Source organism: Senegalimassilia sp., assembly GCF_977052095.1.
Genome location: NZ_CDRSTZ010000007.1, coordinates 34098 through 51259 on the forward strand (window position 1 = coordinate 34098; position 17162 = coordinate 51259).

The 17162-nt window shown below is 59.3% G+C and carries 14 protein-coding genes, 2 tRNA genes and 1 riboswitch; of the genes, 13 read left to right on the forward strand and 3 right to left on the reverse strand.

The window, feature by feature from the left end; all coding sequences use genetic code 11:
- Positions 1-3: 3 nt before the first annotated feature.
- The 3 genes from ACWI6D_RS02630 (at position 4) to ACWI6D_RS02640 (ending at position 5319) form a co-directional block, all read left to right on the forward strand.
- Positions 4-3594, forward strand: coding sequence for a hypothetical protein (locus tag ACWI6D_RS02630; protein WP_449133557.1), 3591 nt, complete (start codon positions 4-6; stop codon positions 3592-3594).
- 132 nt (positions 3595-3726) lie between these two features.
- Entirely contained in the window at positions 3727-3876 is a 150-nt protein-coding gene (locus ACWI6D_RS02635; protein ID WP_449133558.1) for a DUF5679 domain-containing protein, read from the forward strand.
- 96 nt (positions 3877-3972) lie between these two features.
- Complete coding sequence (locus tag ACWI6D_RS02640; protein WP_337368846.1) at positions 3973-5319, forward strand: citrate/2-methylcitrate synthase; 1347 nt, start codon at positions 3973-3975, stop codon at positions 5317-5319.
- A gap of 241 nt (positions 5320-5560) precedes the next feature.
- On the opposite strand, the gene ACWI6D_RS02645 is transcribed toward ACWI6D_RS02640, so the two are convergent.
- A tRNA-Ser gene (locus ACWI6D_RS02645) sits at positions 5561-5648 on the reverse strand.
- A 24-nt stretch (positions 5649-5672) separates the two neighbouring features.
- On the opposite strand from ACWI6D_RS02645, the gene ACWI6D_RS02650 reads away from it, so the two are divergent.
- The 4 genes from ACWI6D_RS02650 to ACWI6D_RS02665 all read left to right on the forward strand — a co-directional run bounded on the left by ACWI6D_RS02650 (position 5673) and on the right by ACWI6D_RS02665 (position 8303).
- A complete protein-coding gene (locus ACWI6D_RS02650) occupies positions 5673-6182 on the forward strand; it encodes a nucleoside deaminase (protein WP_201738661.1) in 510 nt (169 codons plus the stop codon).
- A gap of 62 nt (positions 6183-6244) precedes the next feature.
- Positions 6245-7207, forward strand: coding sequence for a 4-(cytidine 5'-diphospho)-2-C-methyl-D-erythritol kinase (gene ispE, locus ACWI6D_RS02655; RefSeq protein WP_449133559.1), 963 nt, complete (start codon positions 6245-6247; stop codon positions 7205-7207).
- A gap of 187 nt (positions 7208-7394) precedes the next feature.
- Positions 7395-7946, forward strand: coding sequence for a LemA family protein (locus ACWI6D_RS02660; protein ID WP_288284303.1), 552 nt, complete (start codon positions 7395-7397; stop codon positions 7944-7946).
- Positions 7947-8303 (forward strand): hypothetical protein, encoded by a 357-nt coding sequence (locus ACWI6D_RS02665; RefSeq protein WP_288284302.1) that lies wholly within the window; start codon positions 7947-7949, stop codon positions 8301-8303.
- Between the two features lie 49 nt (positions 8304-8352).
- Here the strand turns inward: ACWI6D_RS02665 and ACWI6D_RS02670 are convergent.
- A tRNA-Ser gene (locus ACWI6D_RS02670) sits at positions 8353-8443 on the reverse strand.
- A 65-nt stretch (positions 8444-8508) separates the two neighbouring features.
- On the opposite strand from ACWI6D_RS02670, the gene ACWI6D_RS02675 reads away from it, so the two are divergent.
- The 3 genes from ACWI6D_RS02675 to ACWI6D_RS02685 all read left to right on the forward strand — a co-directional run bounded on the left by ACWI6D_RS02675 (position 8509) and on the right by ACWI6D_RS02685 (position 12235).
- Positions 8509-10524 carry a DUF2207 family protein gene (locus ACWI6D_RS02675; protein WP_449133560.1) on the forward strand — a complete coding sequence of 672 codons (2016 nt, stop codon included), beginning with the start codon at positions 8509-8511 and terminating at the stop codon, positions 10522-10524.
- A 186-nt stretch (positions 10525-10710) separates the two neighbouring features.
- Positions 10711-11628, forward strand: a complete 918-nt coding sequence (locus ACWI6D_RS02680) for a DMT family transporter (protein WP_449133561.1) — start codon at positions 10711-10713, stop codon at positions 11626-11628.
- A gap of 82 nt (positions 11629-11710) precedes the next feature.
- Positions 11711-12235 (forward strand): shikimate kinase, encoded by a 525-nt coding sequence (locus tag ACWI6D_RS02685; protein WP_129423559.1) that lies wholly within the window; start codon positions 11711-11713, stop codon positions 12233-12235.
- Positions 12236-12464: 229 nt separating this feature from the next.
- Here ACWI6D_RS02685 and ACWI6D_RS02690 read toward each other — a convergent pair whose 3' ends face one another.
- Positions 12465-14039: an alanine/glycine:cation symporter family protein gene (locus tag ACWI6D_RS02690; RefSeq protein ID WP_302936831.1), complete on the reverse strand. Its 1575-nt coding sequence runs from the start codon at positions 14037-14039 to the stop codon at positions 12465-12467.
- Positions 14040-14221: 182 nt separating this feature from the next.
- Positions 14222-14366, reverse strand: a riboswitch (glycine riboswitch).
- Between the two features lie 201 nt (positions 14367-14567).
- Here ACWI6D_RS02690 and ACWI6D_RS02695 point away from each other — a divergent pair.
- The 3 genes from ACWI6D_RS02695 to folE all read left to right on the forward strand — a co-directional run bounded on the left by ACWI6D_RS02695 (position 14568) and on the right by folE (position 17159).
- On the forward strand, positions 14568-15047 hold the full coding sequence (locus tag ACWI6D_RS02695; protein ID WP_303251055.1) for a 23S rRNA (pseudouridine(1915)-N(3))-methyltransferase RlmH: 480 nt from the start codon (positions 14568-14570) through the stop codon (positions 15045-15047).
- A 443-nt stretch (positions 15048-15490) separates the two neighbouring features.
- A complete protein-coding gene (locus ACWI6D_RS02700; protein WP_449133562.1) occupies positions 15491-16432 on the forward strand; it encodes an exodeoxyribonuclease III in 942 nt (313 codons plus the stop codon).
- A 145-nt stretch (positions 16433-16577) separates the two neighbouring features.
- Positions 16578-17159: a GTP cyclohydrolase I FolE gene (gene folE, locus ACWI6D_RS02705; protein ID WP_129423568.1), complete on the forward strand. Its 582-nt coding sequence runs from the start codon at positions 16578-16580 to the stop codon at positions 17157-17159.
- The last annotated feature ends 3 nt before the right edge of the window (positions 17160-17162 follow it).

A 17162-nucleotide genomic window follows, 5' to 3' on the forward strand; every position in this document is an offset into this window, starting at 1 on the left:
ATAATGCCGGAGATTAAAGAGCATATCGCGTACTTGTCGCAGGAAATCGGCGCGCGCCCGGCGGGCACCGAGGAAGAGCAGCAGGCGGCGCTGTATATTACCGAGCAGTTCCAAAAGGATGCGGGGTTGCCTGCATCGATTGAGGATTTCAATGGCGTTGGCGACGCGGATTTGCCGGCCATGATTTGCTGCGGCGCAGCGGTGGTGTTTGCACTGCTGTCGCTGATTGTGCCGGTACTTAGCATCGTGGGCGTGATTGGGTCGCTTGCCGCGGCGGCGCTGTTTGCGGCGGAGCTGTTCGGCAGGCCTGTTCTGTCGAAGCTTCTTGGTAAGGGTGTAAGCCAGAACGTGGTGGCAAAATATGAGCCCGGTGTGCCCGAGGGAGAATCTTCGGCCCGCCGTCGCAAGGTGATTTTGGTGGCTCGCTACGATACTGGCAAGGTCCGTCCTGAACTTGCCTCCCCTGTCGTCTCGTTCATGCCGCTTATCAATAAGGTTTCGTTTGGTGCCTTGGTTGCACTTCCCGTGCTACTCCTTATCAAAGGTGTGGCGCTTGGCCAGGCGGAAGGTGCGCTGCCGGCGGTTTTCACGGTGCTGGTGGTTATCGCGATGATTCTTGCGGCTATCCCGCTGGTGTTTGGCGTTCTGCACAAAACGGCTGCGTACAACGAAGGTGCCAACAACAACGCATCGGGCGTTGCGGCGCTGCTTGAAGTTGCGCGTCGCATCGGAGTGGGTCGCGTGAGCGAAGCGGAAATCGCCGAACGCGAAGACGCCATCATGCACGGCGAAGAGGCTGCGTATGACAATGGTTTGGTTCCCGAAGGCGCTGAGTTCGTGTATGCGGGTCATCCGCATTCATCGATGCCGGAAGAGGAAAGCCTGGTTGCCGCGAAGGCGGCCATTGCGGCGCTGTCCGGCAAGCCGGTAAGCGGTCTTTCCGCAGAGGATGTCGAGCGCAATCTCGAAAAAATCGAACGCCACGATCGCGAAGAGGCCGAAGAAGAGGCCCGCATGCAGCGCATGGAAGCGCGTGCAGTGGAAAGCGCACGCCGCGATGCGGAGCGCGCCCGTGCCGAAGAGCAGGCAGCGGCAGAGCGCGCTGCTGCTGAAGCCGCGCTTGCTGCTCAGGTTGCAGGCGAGCAGCCTGTTGAAGCAGCGCCGGAGCAGGTCGCTGCGCCTGAGCAAATGGAGCAGACGCCTGTTCAGGAGGAAATTCCTGAACCTGTGCAGGATCCGGTTCGCCCGACAAACAGCGTGCCCGATTGGTTCGTGAAGGCCCAAGAGAAGGCTAAGAAGCCGCGTACGGCTGAAAAGCCGGTACAGCGCTCTCGCTACGCAAGTGCGCTTGATGCTGCGGTTGCGGAAAGCGCCGGTCATTTTGCGAAAGCGAACAACATCGTCGAACACGAGCTTGAGCGTGCTATCGACGTAGATCGCGACACGATTCACGAAGTGAAGGCTCCGCAGTGGGCAACGATCAAGCCCGTTCAACCTCTTGAAGCTTCTGCTGCAGATTCGGCGTCTCAGCCGGTTCAGCTTTCGCCGTTTGCGACCATCGACCCGGTGCAGCCCGCGCCGCTTGCCAGCATTGAGCCTGTGCAACCCGCGGTTGCTTCTGTGGAGACGAAGCCTGTTGTCGTCGAGCAGGGCGCAGGCGCTTCCGACGTCGAGTTAACGAACGCCGATCAGGTGCAGGAGAAGCCGGAGCTTCAGGCCGTGCCCGAAACCGCCGCGTCTGAGCAGGTTGCGGCTGAGCCTCAGCCTTCTCAAATCGCAGATGCTGCCGAAGATAAGTCCGTTTCCGCGCCGCGTGCGGTAAGTGCTGATCCATTTGCGACGGTCGCTACGCCGCCTATCGACGTGACGCAGCTTCATATCGACGATGTTCCCCCGGTAAGCGATATCCCCATGCCGGCGTTTCTGGACCCGCGCAAGGTGCAGGCTGAAGCGCAGCAGCGTCAGTCCGATGCACCCCGTTCGGATAATCGCCTAGACGCTACGAATGCTGCTATCAGCGAAAACGGTCGCGTTGATTCATCGGCTATGGTGAAGAAGACCGCTGAGCAGCCCGAGGCGCTTCCTGGTGAGTTGCAGGCTACGCCGCTGAACATCCCCACGGTTTCCGAAGAGCAGGCGCATGCGCCTATAACGCTGCCCGACATCGGCGCCACCGCGCCCGGTATGGCCCCCGTTGCCGCTGCCGCAAAGCAGCGCGCGCCGCTGGCGGACGTTGAGTCGAAGGGAAAGAAGGCTGCTCGGAGCTTGCTGAGCTTGCTTCCCTCCATCGGCTCGGCTGATGTCGCATCGTCGCAGGCGCAGGAATCACAAGATGACGGGCAGAAGGCCGACCATCCTTCCCTGCTTGCGTCCCTTCCCTCGTTGTCGGGCGCTATCAAAGCTGCTGATGTCGCCCAGGCGCAGCCGGGCATGGATGCTGCGCAGGCTTCGCTTGGCACGGCAGGCGCAACGGGCTCGTTCGCTCCCGTGAGCGCTCAGCTGGTGCAATCCATGGACCCTGAGGACATGTACGTGCACGATGCCGACGATTCCGCTTACGAGGACAATTTCACCGAGACGGGCGCTTTTGCAGGCCCGGGATATATGGAGATGCCGAAGTCGCGCTTCCGTCGCTTCCTTGATAAGTTCCATCGCAACAAGGGAGAAGAGGAGGACACTCCTCAGGATTGGCTTGACGTTGACGAAGAGTTCGAGGCGCGTGCTGTAGGCAAGGCCCGCGGCGGCTGGGAAAGCTTCCAGGAAGAGCATTACGAGCACGGCGAGTATCAGGGCGACTATGCAGTTGACGAGCAGGTGGCATACGAGGGGTCTACGCAAATGATGCCTCCCCTGCAGCCGGAAAGCCAGCTGGATGCCACGCAGGCGTTTGTGCCGCAGCCGATTGATGTGCAGCCGGAAAGTCAGCAGTCTGAGTATGGCTTCAACGACGATTTCGATGCTGACGATGTTGCCGAGGACGCGAACGATGGTCGACATTTCCGTCCGTGGCATGGCGGCGCGTTCTCGTCCCGCCGTGTGGAGAACGCGAACCTCAGCTCCGAGGAGCTTGCAGACGAAGCGGCTGCGGCCGCCTCTCCTGCCCCCGCTGAGGTGGACGAAGAGCTGAGCGAGGTCTATCAGTTCCGCAACCCCGACATCAATACCGAGGTGTGGTTCGTGGCGCTAGGCTCCGAGCTTGCGCAGAACGCCGGCATGCGAGCGTTCTTGGAGGCTCACGAATTGGAGTTGCGCGGTGCGTTCATCATCGATCTGGATGCGCTGGGCGCGGGCGACTTGACCATGATTGAACGCGAGGGATACCTCAAGCCCGCGAAGGCTTCTTCTCGCATGAAGCGCTATATTCGCAAGGCTTCGCAGGCTAGCGGTGTGAAAATTGCGAATGGTTCGATGATGTGGGAGGAAAGCGCTGCTTCGTTTGTAGCGAAGCATGGGCAGCAAGCCATGCACCTTGTGGGCATGGACGGTGCGAAGCCGGCGCTGTATGGTCAAGTTGACGACACGATCGAGAACATCGACGACCGCAAACTTAACGATAACGTGCAGTTCCTTATGGAGTTGTTGAAGAATATGTAGGTCGCGAAACGTGTCGGTAATGGACGGCAAAGGCAGTTACCCTATAATGCAGTCCGCCAACGTGAACATCGACGGAGTCGTTCGCCGATTGTCGGCACCACGACGCCGATATTGAAACTAGAGAGGTTTAAGATGGCTATCGAGGCATACTGCGTTAAATGCAAGGCGAAGAAGATCATGAAAGATTCTGTGGAGGGCGTCACCAAGAACGGTAAGCCCATCACGAAGGGGAAATGCCCCGACTGCGGCACGACCATCTGCCGCATCGGCGCTGCAAAGTAACATATCGTCTGAGCAACCAGCAATGCCCGCATTCGTGCGGGCATTGCTGGTTTTTGAAGCAAGGGGAGCTGCGAAGCGCAGCGGGAAGGAAACAGTATGGCTAACGATCAAAAGATCGACCTGTACGATCACTTCAGGGAAATCAACACCATTGACGCTAGCAAGTACAAGAAATACGACGTGAAGCGCGGCCTACGTAACGACGACGGTACGGGCGTTCTGGCGGGCCTGACGGGCATTTCCAACGTACATGGCTACGTTATGTCCGATGGCGAAAAAGTGGCCGATACCGGCGAGCTGCGCCTTCGTGGTTACGACCTGTACGACCTTCTTGGCGTGGATGCGAAAGATAGGCGCTTCAATTACGAAGAAGTGTCCTATCTGCTGCTAATGGGTGAGCTGCCAACGCAACAGCAGCTTGACGACTACATTGCCGCCATCGATGCGCAGCGCGAGCTGCCTGACGGCTTCACGGCTTCCATGATCATGCGCGACACTCCCCCGGACATCATGAACGTGCTCGCACGTACGGTGATGCTGCTGTACGCCTACGACACGCATGCCGAGGACCGTTCGGCCCAACACGAGATTTCGACGGCTATTTCGCTGATTTCGCGTCTTCCGCGCATTATGGTGCTGACGTATTACGCCATGCGCGCGCGTTACAGCAACGATTCCATGATCATGCATCGCTTCATTCCTGGGCAATCGACGGCGGAAACCATTCTGTCCATGTTGCGTCCCGACCGCCAGTTCAGGCCGGAAGAGGCTCGCATGCTCGACATCATGCTGTGCCTGCATGCCGAGCATGGCGGCGGCAACAACTCCACGTTCACCACGCATGTGCTGACTTCGGCGGATACCGACGCGTATTCGACGTATGCGGCCGCCATCGGGTCGCTGAAGGGCCGCAAGCACGGCGGTGCGAATCATCAGGTTATCGCCATGCAGAAGGAAATCAAGGAGAACGTTGCCAACTGGGACAATGACGACGAGGTGGCGGCGTACCTTGCGAAAATCGTGAACAAGCAGGCGTACGACAAGAGCGGCTTGGTATATGGCATGGGACACGCGGTGTACACGCTATCCGACCCCCGCGCGGTCATTTGCAAGCGCTTTGCAGAAAAGCTTGCCGTGGGTACCGAATACGAGGCTGAGTTCCGCCTGCTTGAGAAAATCGAGCGCTTGGCGCCCGAGGTTATCCTGAACGAAAAGGGCACGCACAAGGACATGTGCGCGAACGTGGACATGTATTCCGGCTTCGTGTACTCCATGCTCGGCATTCCCGAGGATTTGTTCACTCCCCTGTTCGCCTGCGCGCGTATGTCGGGCTGGGCGGCTCATCGCTTTGAGGAAATCGTTTCCGGTAAGCGGATCATTCGTCCTGCTTACAAATCGATTTACAGTAAGAAGCGAGCGTACACGCCGATGGAAGAACGCTAAAACGAAGCCAAGAAACGAAAAAGCGCTCGGAGGTTCCGGGCGCTTTTGAGTTCCTGGCGGAGGAAGTAGGATTCGCGTATTCGCTTCGCGAATCCGCACCCCTCCCTCGCAAGCTCGGTCGGGCGTTTCACTAAAAACGTGCCACTGGCACGTTTTCTTAACGTGAAACCACCTTATCGGTTCGAATCCGTCCGAGCTCTTTCGAAAATAAAAACGCCCGGAGGCCCGGGCGTGTGTAATCTGGCGGAGGAAGTAGGATTCGAACCCACGGAACCTTGCGGCTCAACAGTTTTCAAGACTGCCGCCTTCAACCACTCGGCCATTCCTCCGTAACGTTGGTAGGATACCATATAATGCTACCTATGAATGACGAAGAATACATGCGCATGGCGCTAGAGGAAGCGCAACGGGCTGCCGATCTGGGCGAAGTGCCTATCGGTGCTGTTGTGGTGTACCAACCTATCGATAAGGGGACAAGGCGTCCGCTGGCGGAGCCGCGCGTGATTGCGCGGGCATGCAACGTGCGCGAAACCCAGCAAGACCCTGCAGGGCATGCGGAGTTCGTGGCCATGAAACAAGCGGCGGCAGAGCTTGGCGTTTGGCGCCTGACAGGCTGTACGGTGTACGTAACACTGGAACCCTGCATCATGTGCGCGGGGTTGATGCACCAAGCGCGCATCGACCGGTGTGTATATGGGGCGCCTGACCCGAAGGCTGGTGCGCTGGGAACATTGTATTCCATCAACAGCGACAAGCGTCTGAACCATACATTCGAGGTGGTTCCCGGAGTCTTGGCAGATGAGTGCGCCGGCATTCTGAAACGGTTTTTCGCAGCTCGAAGGAAGAAACGAACGGAGCGATAACGATGCAGTGGAATGATGAACAACAAGATGTTTCACGTGAAACATTTCAAAACAAAGTGGACATGATGGACATCGCTCGCATTGCGCAGGACGTTGAAGCGCGCGAGTTCGCCGGCATGGGATCGCTGAAACTGGTTGCTCCAGCGAAAGTGAACCTCTATCTGAACGTGAAGGGTCTTCGCGAAGATGGCTATCACGAAGTGTCCACCATCATGCACACGTTGATGCTGCACGACGTGCTGCGCATGAAGCTTGTTCCGGGGACTGGCGAGCCCGTTCAGCTGACGTCGCGCAGCTACGAAGGCCTAGAGCCGCTAGATGTGGACCCGCAGCACAACATTGTGACGAAGGCTATTGTGAAGCTTGCCGAAGCGTTTGGTCGCGAGCTTGGCGAAACGGAAACCGTGCGCGTGCATCTTGAGAAGCACATTCCGGCGCAAGCGGGTTTGGGCGGTGGCTCTTCCGATGCCGCAGCGGCTTTGCTGGGCGCTGCTATCTTGTGGCAAGAAAGCGTGTTGGATCCGCGCATCGAGCATGTTGCCGCAACGCTGGGCGCTGATGTCGCGTTCTTCCTGAAGGGAGGATGCGCGCAGTACGACGGCATAGGCGAGCATTTCGTGCGTTCACTGAAAATCACGAACGACTTTGTGGTCATTGTGAAGCCCGAGGGCGGCGTATCTACGGCTGCGGCCTACAAGAAGCTGGATGAGAATCCGCAGCCTTTGGACGCCGCATTGGTCAAAACAGCAGAAGAAGAAGCGTATGCCATGCATGTGCCATTGCTGAACAATATGGCCGAGGCAGGTGAAGAGCTGAACTCTGGCGTGAAGATGGTGCGCGAGTGGCTGCAGGAGCAACCTGGGGTCTGCAACGCGATGATGTCGGGCAGCGGTTCGGCGGTGTTTGCAGTGTGTGAGTCGTTTGATGCGGCGGCGCGCGTATCGTCGAGCGCGCAAGCGAAAGGCTGGTGGTCGCGCACGACTACGTTCGGCCCGTTCAAGGCAACAATGACAACCAACCGATAATGCGGGCGGCTTCGAGTTCACTCAAGAATTCGGAGCCGCAGTTGTATAGGGCGTGCTTGAGAGTCCGCGCAAGCAGTAATGCGAAGGGTCCATGTCGCTGGCGTGCGCGTTCGCAAGTGTTCTGCTTGCTTGATAGCCGGTGCAAACATCGATGCTACAATAGCGAAAACCTCGGAAAGGGGAAATTATGACGATTGCAATCATATTGCTCGTGATTGTTGTTGTGCTGCTGGTGGCACTGGTGGCGCTTTATAACAACCTGGTGAAGCTACGGAACATGGTGGACAACGCATGGGCGCAGGTTGACGTGCAGCTGCAGCGTCGTCTTGACCTGATTCCGAACCTTGTGGAAACGGTTAAGGCCTACGCGAAGCACGAGAGCCAAACGCTTGAAGAAGTAACGCACGCGCGTGCGGCGGTATCGAACGCAACCACGCCCGAAAGCCGTATGGGCGCGAACAGCCGCTTGAACAGCGCACTGAAAAGCCTGTTTGCCGTGGCAGAATCGTACCCTGAACTGAAAGCGAATCAGAATTTTCAGCAGCTGCAGGCGGAGCTGTCTGAAACGGAAGACAAAATCAGCTACATGCGTCAAAGCTTCAACGACACGGTTATGAAGTACAACACGGCAATCCAGACGTTTCCTGCGGTGCTGATTGCGGGCGCCATGGGCTTTAAAGAACGTCCGAGCTTTGCGGCCGATGCTCCCGCGCACAGCGTTCCCAAGGTGACGTTCTAGATGGTTGCCCGTCTGACAAGAATCATCCCTTTGCTGCTGGTGCTCGCGTTTGTGGCGGGCGTGGTGTACGTGGTGGCTTCGTGGCGCTATTCGCCAGCCCGTGCGAAGGAAATCCTCATCAAAGCGTTCACCGTGCTGAACACGGTGCTGACGGCGTTTTTCGGATTAGCCAGCCTGTATGCGTTGTCGGAGTCGAACATGGCGGTGTTGGACCTGACGCTCTCGTTTATGGTGACAGCGCTGGTTGCGCTGGCGATCACGCGCATTTGCCGTGCAGTGTTCCTCAAGCACAATCCGTCGTACCGCGCGAAGCCCATGAAGGCGAAGAAGTTGCGCCGCTGGCCCTGGAGCAAGTAGCGCGAACGGCAAAAGAAAAGCCCCCGCTTGCGCGAGGGCTGGAAGTTCGTGGCGGAGAAGTAGGGATTCGAACCCTAGATGCCCTTGTGGGGCATACTCACTTAGCAGGCGAGCACCTTCGGCCTCTCGGTCACTTCTCCACGCTATAATAGGTGCGGTTTGCTATGATACCTTGACTGACCAAAACATGCAAGGAGCTTTCTCGATGCAATACACGAGACCACCTCAATTTCGCCAAACCGCGCAAAATGCGCTGCGCATTGATGCATCGCGCGCGCTTATGGCCGCATTCGTGCTGGCAGCTTGCTTGTTGCTAACGCTGGCCTTCCCTGCTCCGGCGCATGCGAAGTCCTATATCATGCCGGAGGTGGACATCCAGGCACAAATGGAAACGGACGGAACGCTGCACGTGGTTGAGCAGCGCACGTTCGATTTCGACGGCTCGTACTCTGCCGTGTGGTGGACGCTGAATTTGCTGCCGTCAAATGCGGAATTCACGGTGAACGGCGTGCGCATGATGACCGTCGACGGCGAAGGTGCCACCGAGTCGTCCATGTCGCAGGTTTCAGAAGTGCCGTTCGAGCTGAAATGGCGCGAAGAAGGCGGCCCTGACAAGGACGCGTATTCCGTAGATGCGCCGAAAAATACTGTGTACGTGTTCTTCGGGAACGAGCCAAGCAAGGTGGTGGTCGAACTTGATTACACCATCACGAGCATGGCCCAGATGTACGACGATGTTGCCGAGGTGTACTGGCAGTACCTGGGTTCGCAGTGGTCGGCTCCATCGGAAAACGTGACGGCTACGCTGCAGCTGCCGGTGCCGCAAGGCGTGAGCATCGAGCCGGGCGAAAACGTGCGCGCATGGGGTCATGGACCGCTTGCGGGCATGGTGTCGGTAAACCAGGACGGGTCGGTCACCTGCACGGTGCCGCGCGTGGAGTCGGGCGAATATGCGGAAATGCGCGTGCTGGTTCCCACGACGTGGCTGCCGAACGTCTCGCTGAAGTCCCTTCGCCTGCATGCGGGCGAGCAGCGCCTGGACACGGTGCTGAAAGAAGAGCAGACGTGGGCCGATCAGGCGAACACGAAGCGCATGATGTCGTTTGCGTACGTTGCGGGCTGCGCGTTGGTGTGCCTGTTGGTGCTTGCGTGGGCGCTGTGGGCGTTTTTCCGCCACGGCAAGGAATACACGCCGCGTTTCACCGACAAATATTGGCGTGACGTCCCCGGCAAGGGCATTCATCCGGCCGTTGTTGGGCGCTTGTGGCGTTGGAATCGGGAGAGCACTGATGATTTTACTGCCACGATTATGCATATGGCGCAGGCAGGTCTCGTGCGCATTGATGCCGGGTCGTACGAAGCGCCGACGAAGCACGGCGGGACCAGGCTGGTGAACGACTTCTACGTCACGAAGCTGGTGGACGCGAACAACATCGTAGATTCCGTGGACAAGGCCACATTTTCGTTGCTGTTCGATCGTATTGCGGGCAAGCAGAACGCCGTGTGGTTCGGCTCCATCAAGAAGTACGGCGAAGATCATCCGAACGCGTTCGTGAAGGCGCTTGAAAACTGGCAGGATACGCTGACGAAGGCGACGGACGCGCAAGAATTCTTCGAGGCGAAGGGTGCGAAGCTGCGCAAGGTCATGTGGGTCATGGCAGCGTTGTTCGCGCTGGCCGGGCTGATGATTTGGCTGAACGACGGGAACATGCTCACGGTGTTCTTCACGCTGCCTACGGCTGCGGCTTTGGTGTTCATCGGCAACAACATGCCGCGTCGCAGCGTCGAAGGCAACGAGCTGGTGGCGCACTGCAAGGCGCTGCGCAATTGGCTGCGTGACTTCAGCTCGCTTGAAGAGCGTCCGCCTACCGACGTGAAGGTGTGGGGCGAATTCATGGTGTACGCGTATCTGTTTGGCGTGGCGGACAAGGCCATTGAGCAGCTTCGCATCACGCAGCCGCAGCTGTTCAGCGTCGATTCGTCGTATGGGGCGACGTATGTGCCCTGGTGGGCGTGGTACACTGCTCCGGAATCGGGTGTGGGCGCTCAGATGCCCGATGTGGGCAGCTTCCTGTCAAGCTCGCTTGATGCAGCGGCGAAGACGGCGCATGAGGCGATTCAGGCTGCAAGCGGCGGGTCGTCGTCGGGCGGCGGCTTTGGCGGCGGGTTCTCCGGTGGTGGAGGCGGCGGCTTCGGCGGAGGCGGTGGTGGCGCTCGATAAGGGCGCACTGCAAAGGTTTGCGGTGATCCGCGCATTCAGCTTAAGGTTGGCGATGGTTCGCAAGTGTCGAATACTCGTAGGTTTAGCAAGGCGTTGTTTTCGCATGACGACAAGGCGAAAACAACGCCTTTAACTTCGCGGGATGAGTGGATGCCTGGCGTTGACGGGGAAAGACAGGGAATGGGAATGGGAAAAGGGAAAGCGATTCCTGCGTGGGCGTATAAGGCCGCCATTGTGGTGGCCACCATCATCTGGGGCTACAGCTTTGTGGCCATGAAAGACGTGGTGTCGGTGCTGCCGCCGGCCTGGCTTTTGGGCTTCCGCTTCACGTTTGCGGGCGTTTTGCTGACGGCGATTCTGTGGAAGCGCGTGCGCAAGGCGTTCTCGGGCCGCATGCTGCTGGCCGGCGCAGCGCTTGGCTTAGCGGATTTCATGGCGTTCTGGACACAGACCATCGGCCTTGAGCACACCACACCCGGCATCAACGCGTTTTTGACGGCAACATACTGCGTGATCGTCCCCTTCCTGTGGTGGATCGTGGCGCACCGCCGCCCCACGGTGTTCAACATCGGCGCCGCGGTGCTGGCGCTGGTGGGCATTTGGCTGGTGTCCGTGCAAAGCGGCGGCATGACCATGGGCTACGGCGAGGCCATGACGCTTCTATGCGCGCTGCTGTTCGCCGTGCACATGGTGCTGGTGTCGAAACTGTCGCGCTTCCACGATGTGCTGGCGCTTACGGCGGTGCAGTTCGTGGCGGAAGGCTGCCTGGGCTTCGTGTTCGGCGCCGCATTAGAGACGTTCCCGGGATTCGGCGTGTTCACGCCGGGCATTATCGGCCAGCTGGTGTTTCTGGCGCTGTTCGCGTCCATCGTGGCGTTCGGCATCCAGAACGTGGCGCTGGCGCACATCCCGCCCGCGCAGGCTTCGCTGTTTTTAAGCCTGGAATCGGTGTTCGGCGTGTTGTTCAGCATTGCGCTGTACGGCGAGCAGATCACCTTGCGCCTGCTTGTCGGCTTCGTGCTGATTTTCGCAGCCATCGTAATCAGCGAAACGTTCCCGCTCAAGAAGAAAACGGGCGCTCAGACTGGGGAAACAACCGATTAAGAACAGCTTGTTACCGATGCGGGCGCACGGCGTTTCGCGTGATACAATGCGGGCGTATGTGACCGAACAAGGAGGATTCACCATGGCTGAGAAGAACAACGTTGTTCTTATCGGTATGCCCGGTTCCGGTAAATCGACGTTGGGCATCGTGTTGGCGAAGATTATGACGAAGGACTTCATCGACGCCGATATCGTTATCCAAAACCAGTGCGATAAAACGCTGCAGAAGATCATCGATGCATGCGGCCCCGAGGGCTTCATCGAGGTTGAGAACCAGATTCTCAGCAAGCTTGAGGCGGACAACAGCATCATTGCCACGGGCGGTTCTGCCGTGTATTCCGATGAGGCCATGAAGCACCTGGCGGAAATCGGCACGGTGGTGTACCTGAAGATCTCCTACGACCAGCTGGTGCATCGCTTGAGCGATCTGCAGGAGCGCGGCGTGGTGCTGAAGGGCGGCATCGGCATGAGCCTGCGCGAGCTGTACGACGAGCGCCTTCCGCTGTATGAGCAGTATGCCGGCATCACCGTCGACGTGAACGACCTGAGCATCACGGCCGCGGCCCGCAAAGTGGCCGACGCCCTCGCCCACGCCGGCGTGGAATAGGGTTCGTTTGCGAATACTTTGATTGCGCATCAGGGGGAGCTGCTGCAAAGCGGCTCCCCCTTTTCTGTTTGATAGGGATTGGACAGTTTGGGCCTTCCCAACTCCTGCTCATCCCTTCGTCGTCCCAGTTCAGCGATGCATGGCGCATGAGCTGGCATCCTTTCGGCAAAAAGAAACGCCCCGTGTTTCACGTGAAACACGGGGCGTTTTCATGAGGGGCAGGCAGCTGCTATGCGGTGGCGAAACCTTGTGCAACTGCTGCGGTATCCTCCTGGGCGGTCTTGGCGCCCAGGCGATCGGTAAGGCTGTCGATGGGCGGCACGTTGTCGTAGTCGACATGCGGCTCCATCTTATCCTCGTCGCCGTCAGCATCCTTGAGGCGCTTGAAGAAGTCTTTCGTCTCGCGCGCCACAACACCGGACAGAACGATAAGGGCGATCATATTCGGCACGGCCATGCAAGCATTGAAGATGTCGGCGATGGTCCACACCGCGGAAACGGTCATGTAAGGGCCAATGAACACGGCGGCAATGTAGAGCCAGCGGTACACCTTTACGGCTTTCAGGTTGCCGTTGCTCAGGTACTCAAGGCAGCGCTCGCCGTAGTAGTCCCAGCCAAGGATGGTGGTGAAGCCGAACAGCGCCAGGCATGCCATCAGCACGAATGCGACAACCTGCGACGGGATGAACGGCAGGCCGGTCTGGAACGCGGTGGTGGTGATGGCTGCGCCCTCAAGGCCGGGAATCTGGTATGCGCCGGTCATGACGATGGTCAGGCCGGTCATGGTGCACACGATGATGGTGTCAAGGAACGTGCCGGTCATGGACACGAGGCCCTGGCGCACTGGTTCCTTCGTCTGCGCGGCGGCAGCGGCGATAGGCGCAGAACCCAGGCCGGCCTCGTTGGAGAAGATGCCGCGAGCGATGCCCTTCTGCATGGCGATGATGATGGCGCCCAGTGCACCGCCGGCAGCGGCGCGCAGGCCGAATGCGGACTCGAAGATCACCACGAATGCGCCGGGGATTTTATCGAGGTTCGCCAGCAGCACGATGATGGAGAAGCCGACGTACAGTACGACCATGGCGGGAATGATGCGCTCGGAAACGCTGGCGATGCGCTTGATGCCGCCGATGACCACCAGGCCGACCAGGATGGCAAGCACGATGCCGCCGATGACCGTGGCCCAGGAGTAGTTCATGCCCAGGATGGTCACGGACGCCGCCTTGTCAGGGTCGAAGAAGTTCGTGATGGCGCCGTTGATGGAGTTCACCTGCGTGAAAGTACCAATGCCGAACAGGCCGACGCACATGCCGAAGAAGGCGAAGATCTTCGCCAGCCAACGCCAGCTGATCTGCGGCAGACGCTTGCCCATGCCGCGCTCGATGTAGTAGAACGGGCCGCCAAGCACGTGGCCGGTGTTCTTGTCGATGCTGCGGTACTTCACGGCAAGCAGACCCTCGGAGTATTTCGTGGCCATGCCGAACAGCGCTGCCAACCACATCCAGAACATGGCGCCGGGGCCGCCAGCCACAATAGCGGTGGCAACGCCGACGATGTTACCGGTACCGATGGTCGCTGACAGCGCGGTGCACAGCGCGCCGAAGCTGGAAACTTCGCCGGAGCCGTCCTTTTCGTTCTTCATCATGTAGCGCAGCGCGCGCGGCAGTTGGCGGAACTGCAGGCCAGCCAGGCGTGCAGTCAGCAGGATACCGCCTGCAAGGATGAGCGTCATCAGCGGGACGCCCCACACAAAATCGTCGATGGCGGTTAGCACGTCATTGGCGACGTCGAAAAACCCTTCCACGTTTCACTCCTTCAATTGCTCGAATGCCAATACAACCTCTGCGAAACCCGAGGGCGCGTTGGCAACCGTACGCATTGCGAAGCGACGCGACGGGGCTGCTGAAAACTATGTGGTTGTGGAGAGGGAAAAGCTGCGAGTGAACGTCCGAGTTCTGATTCACGTTCACGGTTGCGACAAGCGATATGCTTTTCTCTGTCCTTTTGCCTGAGAGTTTCAACGATGCGGTTCGCCGCTGCAGCTTCGTCAAGCTTATGCGGCTCGGCCTTGCAGCCTGCGCTCGTCTTGCCCCTTCGGCACCCACATGTGGGATTCTCCAGAGGCCCCTGCCTGTCCTGTTTCTTTCGATCCAGAACATATCAACGGGGTGACGCTATGAAATTGTGGCATGAACGTTAACAGCCCGGTAACAACTTGTAAACACCCTACTTCCCTAGGGACACTACTTTTTCGGGCAAGCGGACAAAATTGGGTGGGAAAAAGGGTAAAGTAAAGTGAAATTGCGAAGTGATATATGCTCAGGGAGGATGCATGAAGTTCACGGTTGTGGCGGTTGGGAAGCTGAAGGAGCGCTTTTGGAGCGATGCGTGCGCGGAGTATCTCAAGCGCCTGCAGCCGTATGCGAAAACCCAGGTGCGCGAGATTGCCGACGTTGACCCGCGCAAGGCGGGCGGCGTTGACGGCGCGCGCGACAAGGAAGGCGCCGCCATATGCGCTGAGCTGGAGAAACTTGGTGCCGACACCCATGTGGTGCTGCTGGCTATCGATGGCAAGGAGCGCTCGAGCGAAGGGCTTTCGAAGCGCCTGGACAACCTGATGCTGCAAGGGAAAAGCAACTTCGCGTTCGTGATTGGCGGCTCGGATGGCGTGAGCACCGCCGTGCGCCGGCGCGCCGACGAGCTGCTGTCGTTCGGTCCCATCACGCTGCCCCACAACCTCGCGCGCGTCGTGCTGCTTGAACAGCTCTATCGAACGCAAAAGATTTCCCACGGCGAGCCATACCATAAATAACAGCCCAGTCCGGCCGCTCGGCCGGGAAAAGTGCTTTTGAACAATCCACTGGATTGTTCAATCTCCAACTATGCGCCCGAGCGGGCGCGTTCCCGCTCGCCGAAGGCGAGGCGGGGACTCCCAAATGCCCAGTGGGCATTTGGGAGGCAACATTGCAGGTCAAACATGTAGAGTCGAGCGAAAGCTCGACCCATCTAAAAGCGCCGAAGGCGCATCGCTGACTTGAATTTCGTGCGTTCGGAATATGGTGGCGCGCCCTTTGGGCTCTGCATAAAACGGCTGAGCTTTCGCTCAACCCTACGAAATCGAAGCGCTCATGCAATTCAATTCGCTGTCGTTTTCGGCGCGAACGCCCCTGCGACTCCCTGCCGCGCGTTGCCCGCGGCTTTCGCCAACTTTATACTGGTCGGCGAACATGATTGCCTGCGAAAGGGGCGCCTTCTATGCGAATGATTTCATGGAACGTCAACGGCCTGCGCGCCGTGTTGAAGAAAGGCTTCGAGGACATCGTCGGCGAATTCGATGCCGATGTGGTGGCACTGCAGGAAACGAAGCTGCAGGCCGGCCAGGCCACGCTCGACCTGCCGCGCTATCGCGAGTTCTGGAGCTACGCCGAGCGCAAGGGCTATTCGGGCACGGCGGTGTTCACGAAGGAGAAGCCGCTACAAGTGCTGCATGGCCTGGGATTTCCGCATCTTGATAACGAAGGCCGCATTGTGGCGTGCGAGTTCCTGGAATTCTGGTTCGTGTGCGTGTACACGCCGAATGCGCAAAACGAGCTGGCGCGCATCGATCACCGCATGGAATGGGACGATGCGTTCCGCGACTTCTGCAAGGGGCTTGAAGCCGGTGTGTTGCCGGCGGGCGTGCCGGTAGAGCGCGAAGGCGCCGACGGCAATGTAGTTTTGCAGCCTGAAGCCGGGCGCGGCGAGGGCAAAGGCGGCGCTGACGTGGTGCCCGAGCCGGCGCCTATGGGCGAGGGGCATCTCCCCACGCAATGGCTGCCGCTGACGCAGCCGGGAGAGACGGCCGCGCCGAAACCAGTGGTGACCTGCGGAGACTTCAACGTTGCGCACAACGAGATCGATCTGAAGAACCCCGGCCCGAACCGCGGCAACGCGGGTTTTTCCGACGAGGAGCGCGAGAAGTTCACGAAGCTGCTCGACGCCGGCTTCACTGACACGTTCCGCAGTCTGCATCCCGACCTGGCCGGTGCCTATTCCTGGTGGAGTTACCGTTTCAATGCGCGTAAGAACAACGCGGGATGGCGTATCGACTACTTCCTGGTCAGCAACGAGCTGGCCCCGAAGGTGCGCGCGGCCAGCATTTACAGCGAAGTGCTCGGCAGCGACCACTGCCCCGTCGGCCTCGAACTGGAGGATTAAGGGAGCGTGTGCGGGTTGTGCGGGGCGGGTGGGCGGTGGCTCGCTCGTGGTATCATGCAAAAGTTCAAGAATGGCCGGCGCCTTCCCTGCAAAACTGGGGTTTGCGCAGCTGGCGCACTGATTCACCGCTAGAAAGAAACGATTCATGGATACTGCAAAAATCGAAGCCGGCGTTCGCATGATTCTCGAAGGCGTGGGCGAAGACCCCGATCGCGAGGGCCTGCAGGAAACGCCCGCCCGCGTGGCGCGCATGTACGAAGAGGTGTTCGCCGGCCTGACCGAGGACCCGGCCGTGCATTTCGAGAAGACGTTCGACGAGCACTGCAACGAGATGGTGCTCGTGCGCGACATATCGTTCTACTCCATGTGCGAACATCATCTGGTGCCGTTCTTCGGCAAGGCGCACATCGCCTACATCCCTGCGCCCGACGGCCGCGTGTGCGGCCTGTCGAAGCTGGCGCGCCTGGTGGAAGTGTACGCGAAGCGCCCGCAGGTGCAGGAGCGCTTGACCGGGCAGATCGCCGACACGCTGGTGGAGCAGCTGCATCCGCAGGGCGTGGCCGTGGTGCTTGAGGCCGAGCACATGTGCATGAGCATGCGCGGCGTGAAGAAGCCCGGCAGCCGCACGGTTACCAGCGCGGTGCGCGGCGTGTTCGCCGGCAGCACCGATGCGGCCCGCGCATCTCGAAGCGAGGTCATGTCGCTCATTCTGCGCGACGCGCGTTAACGC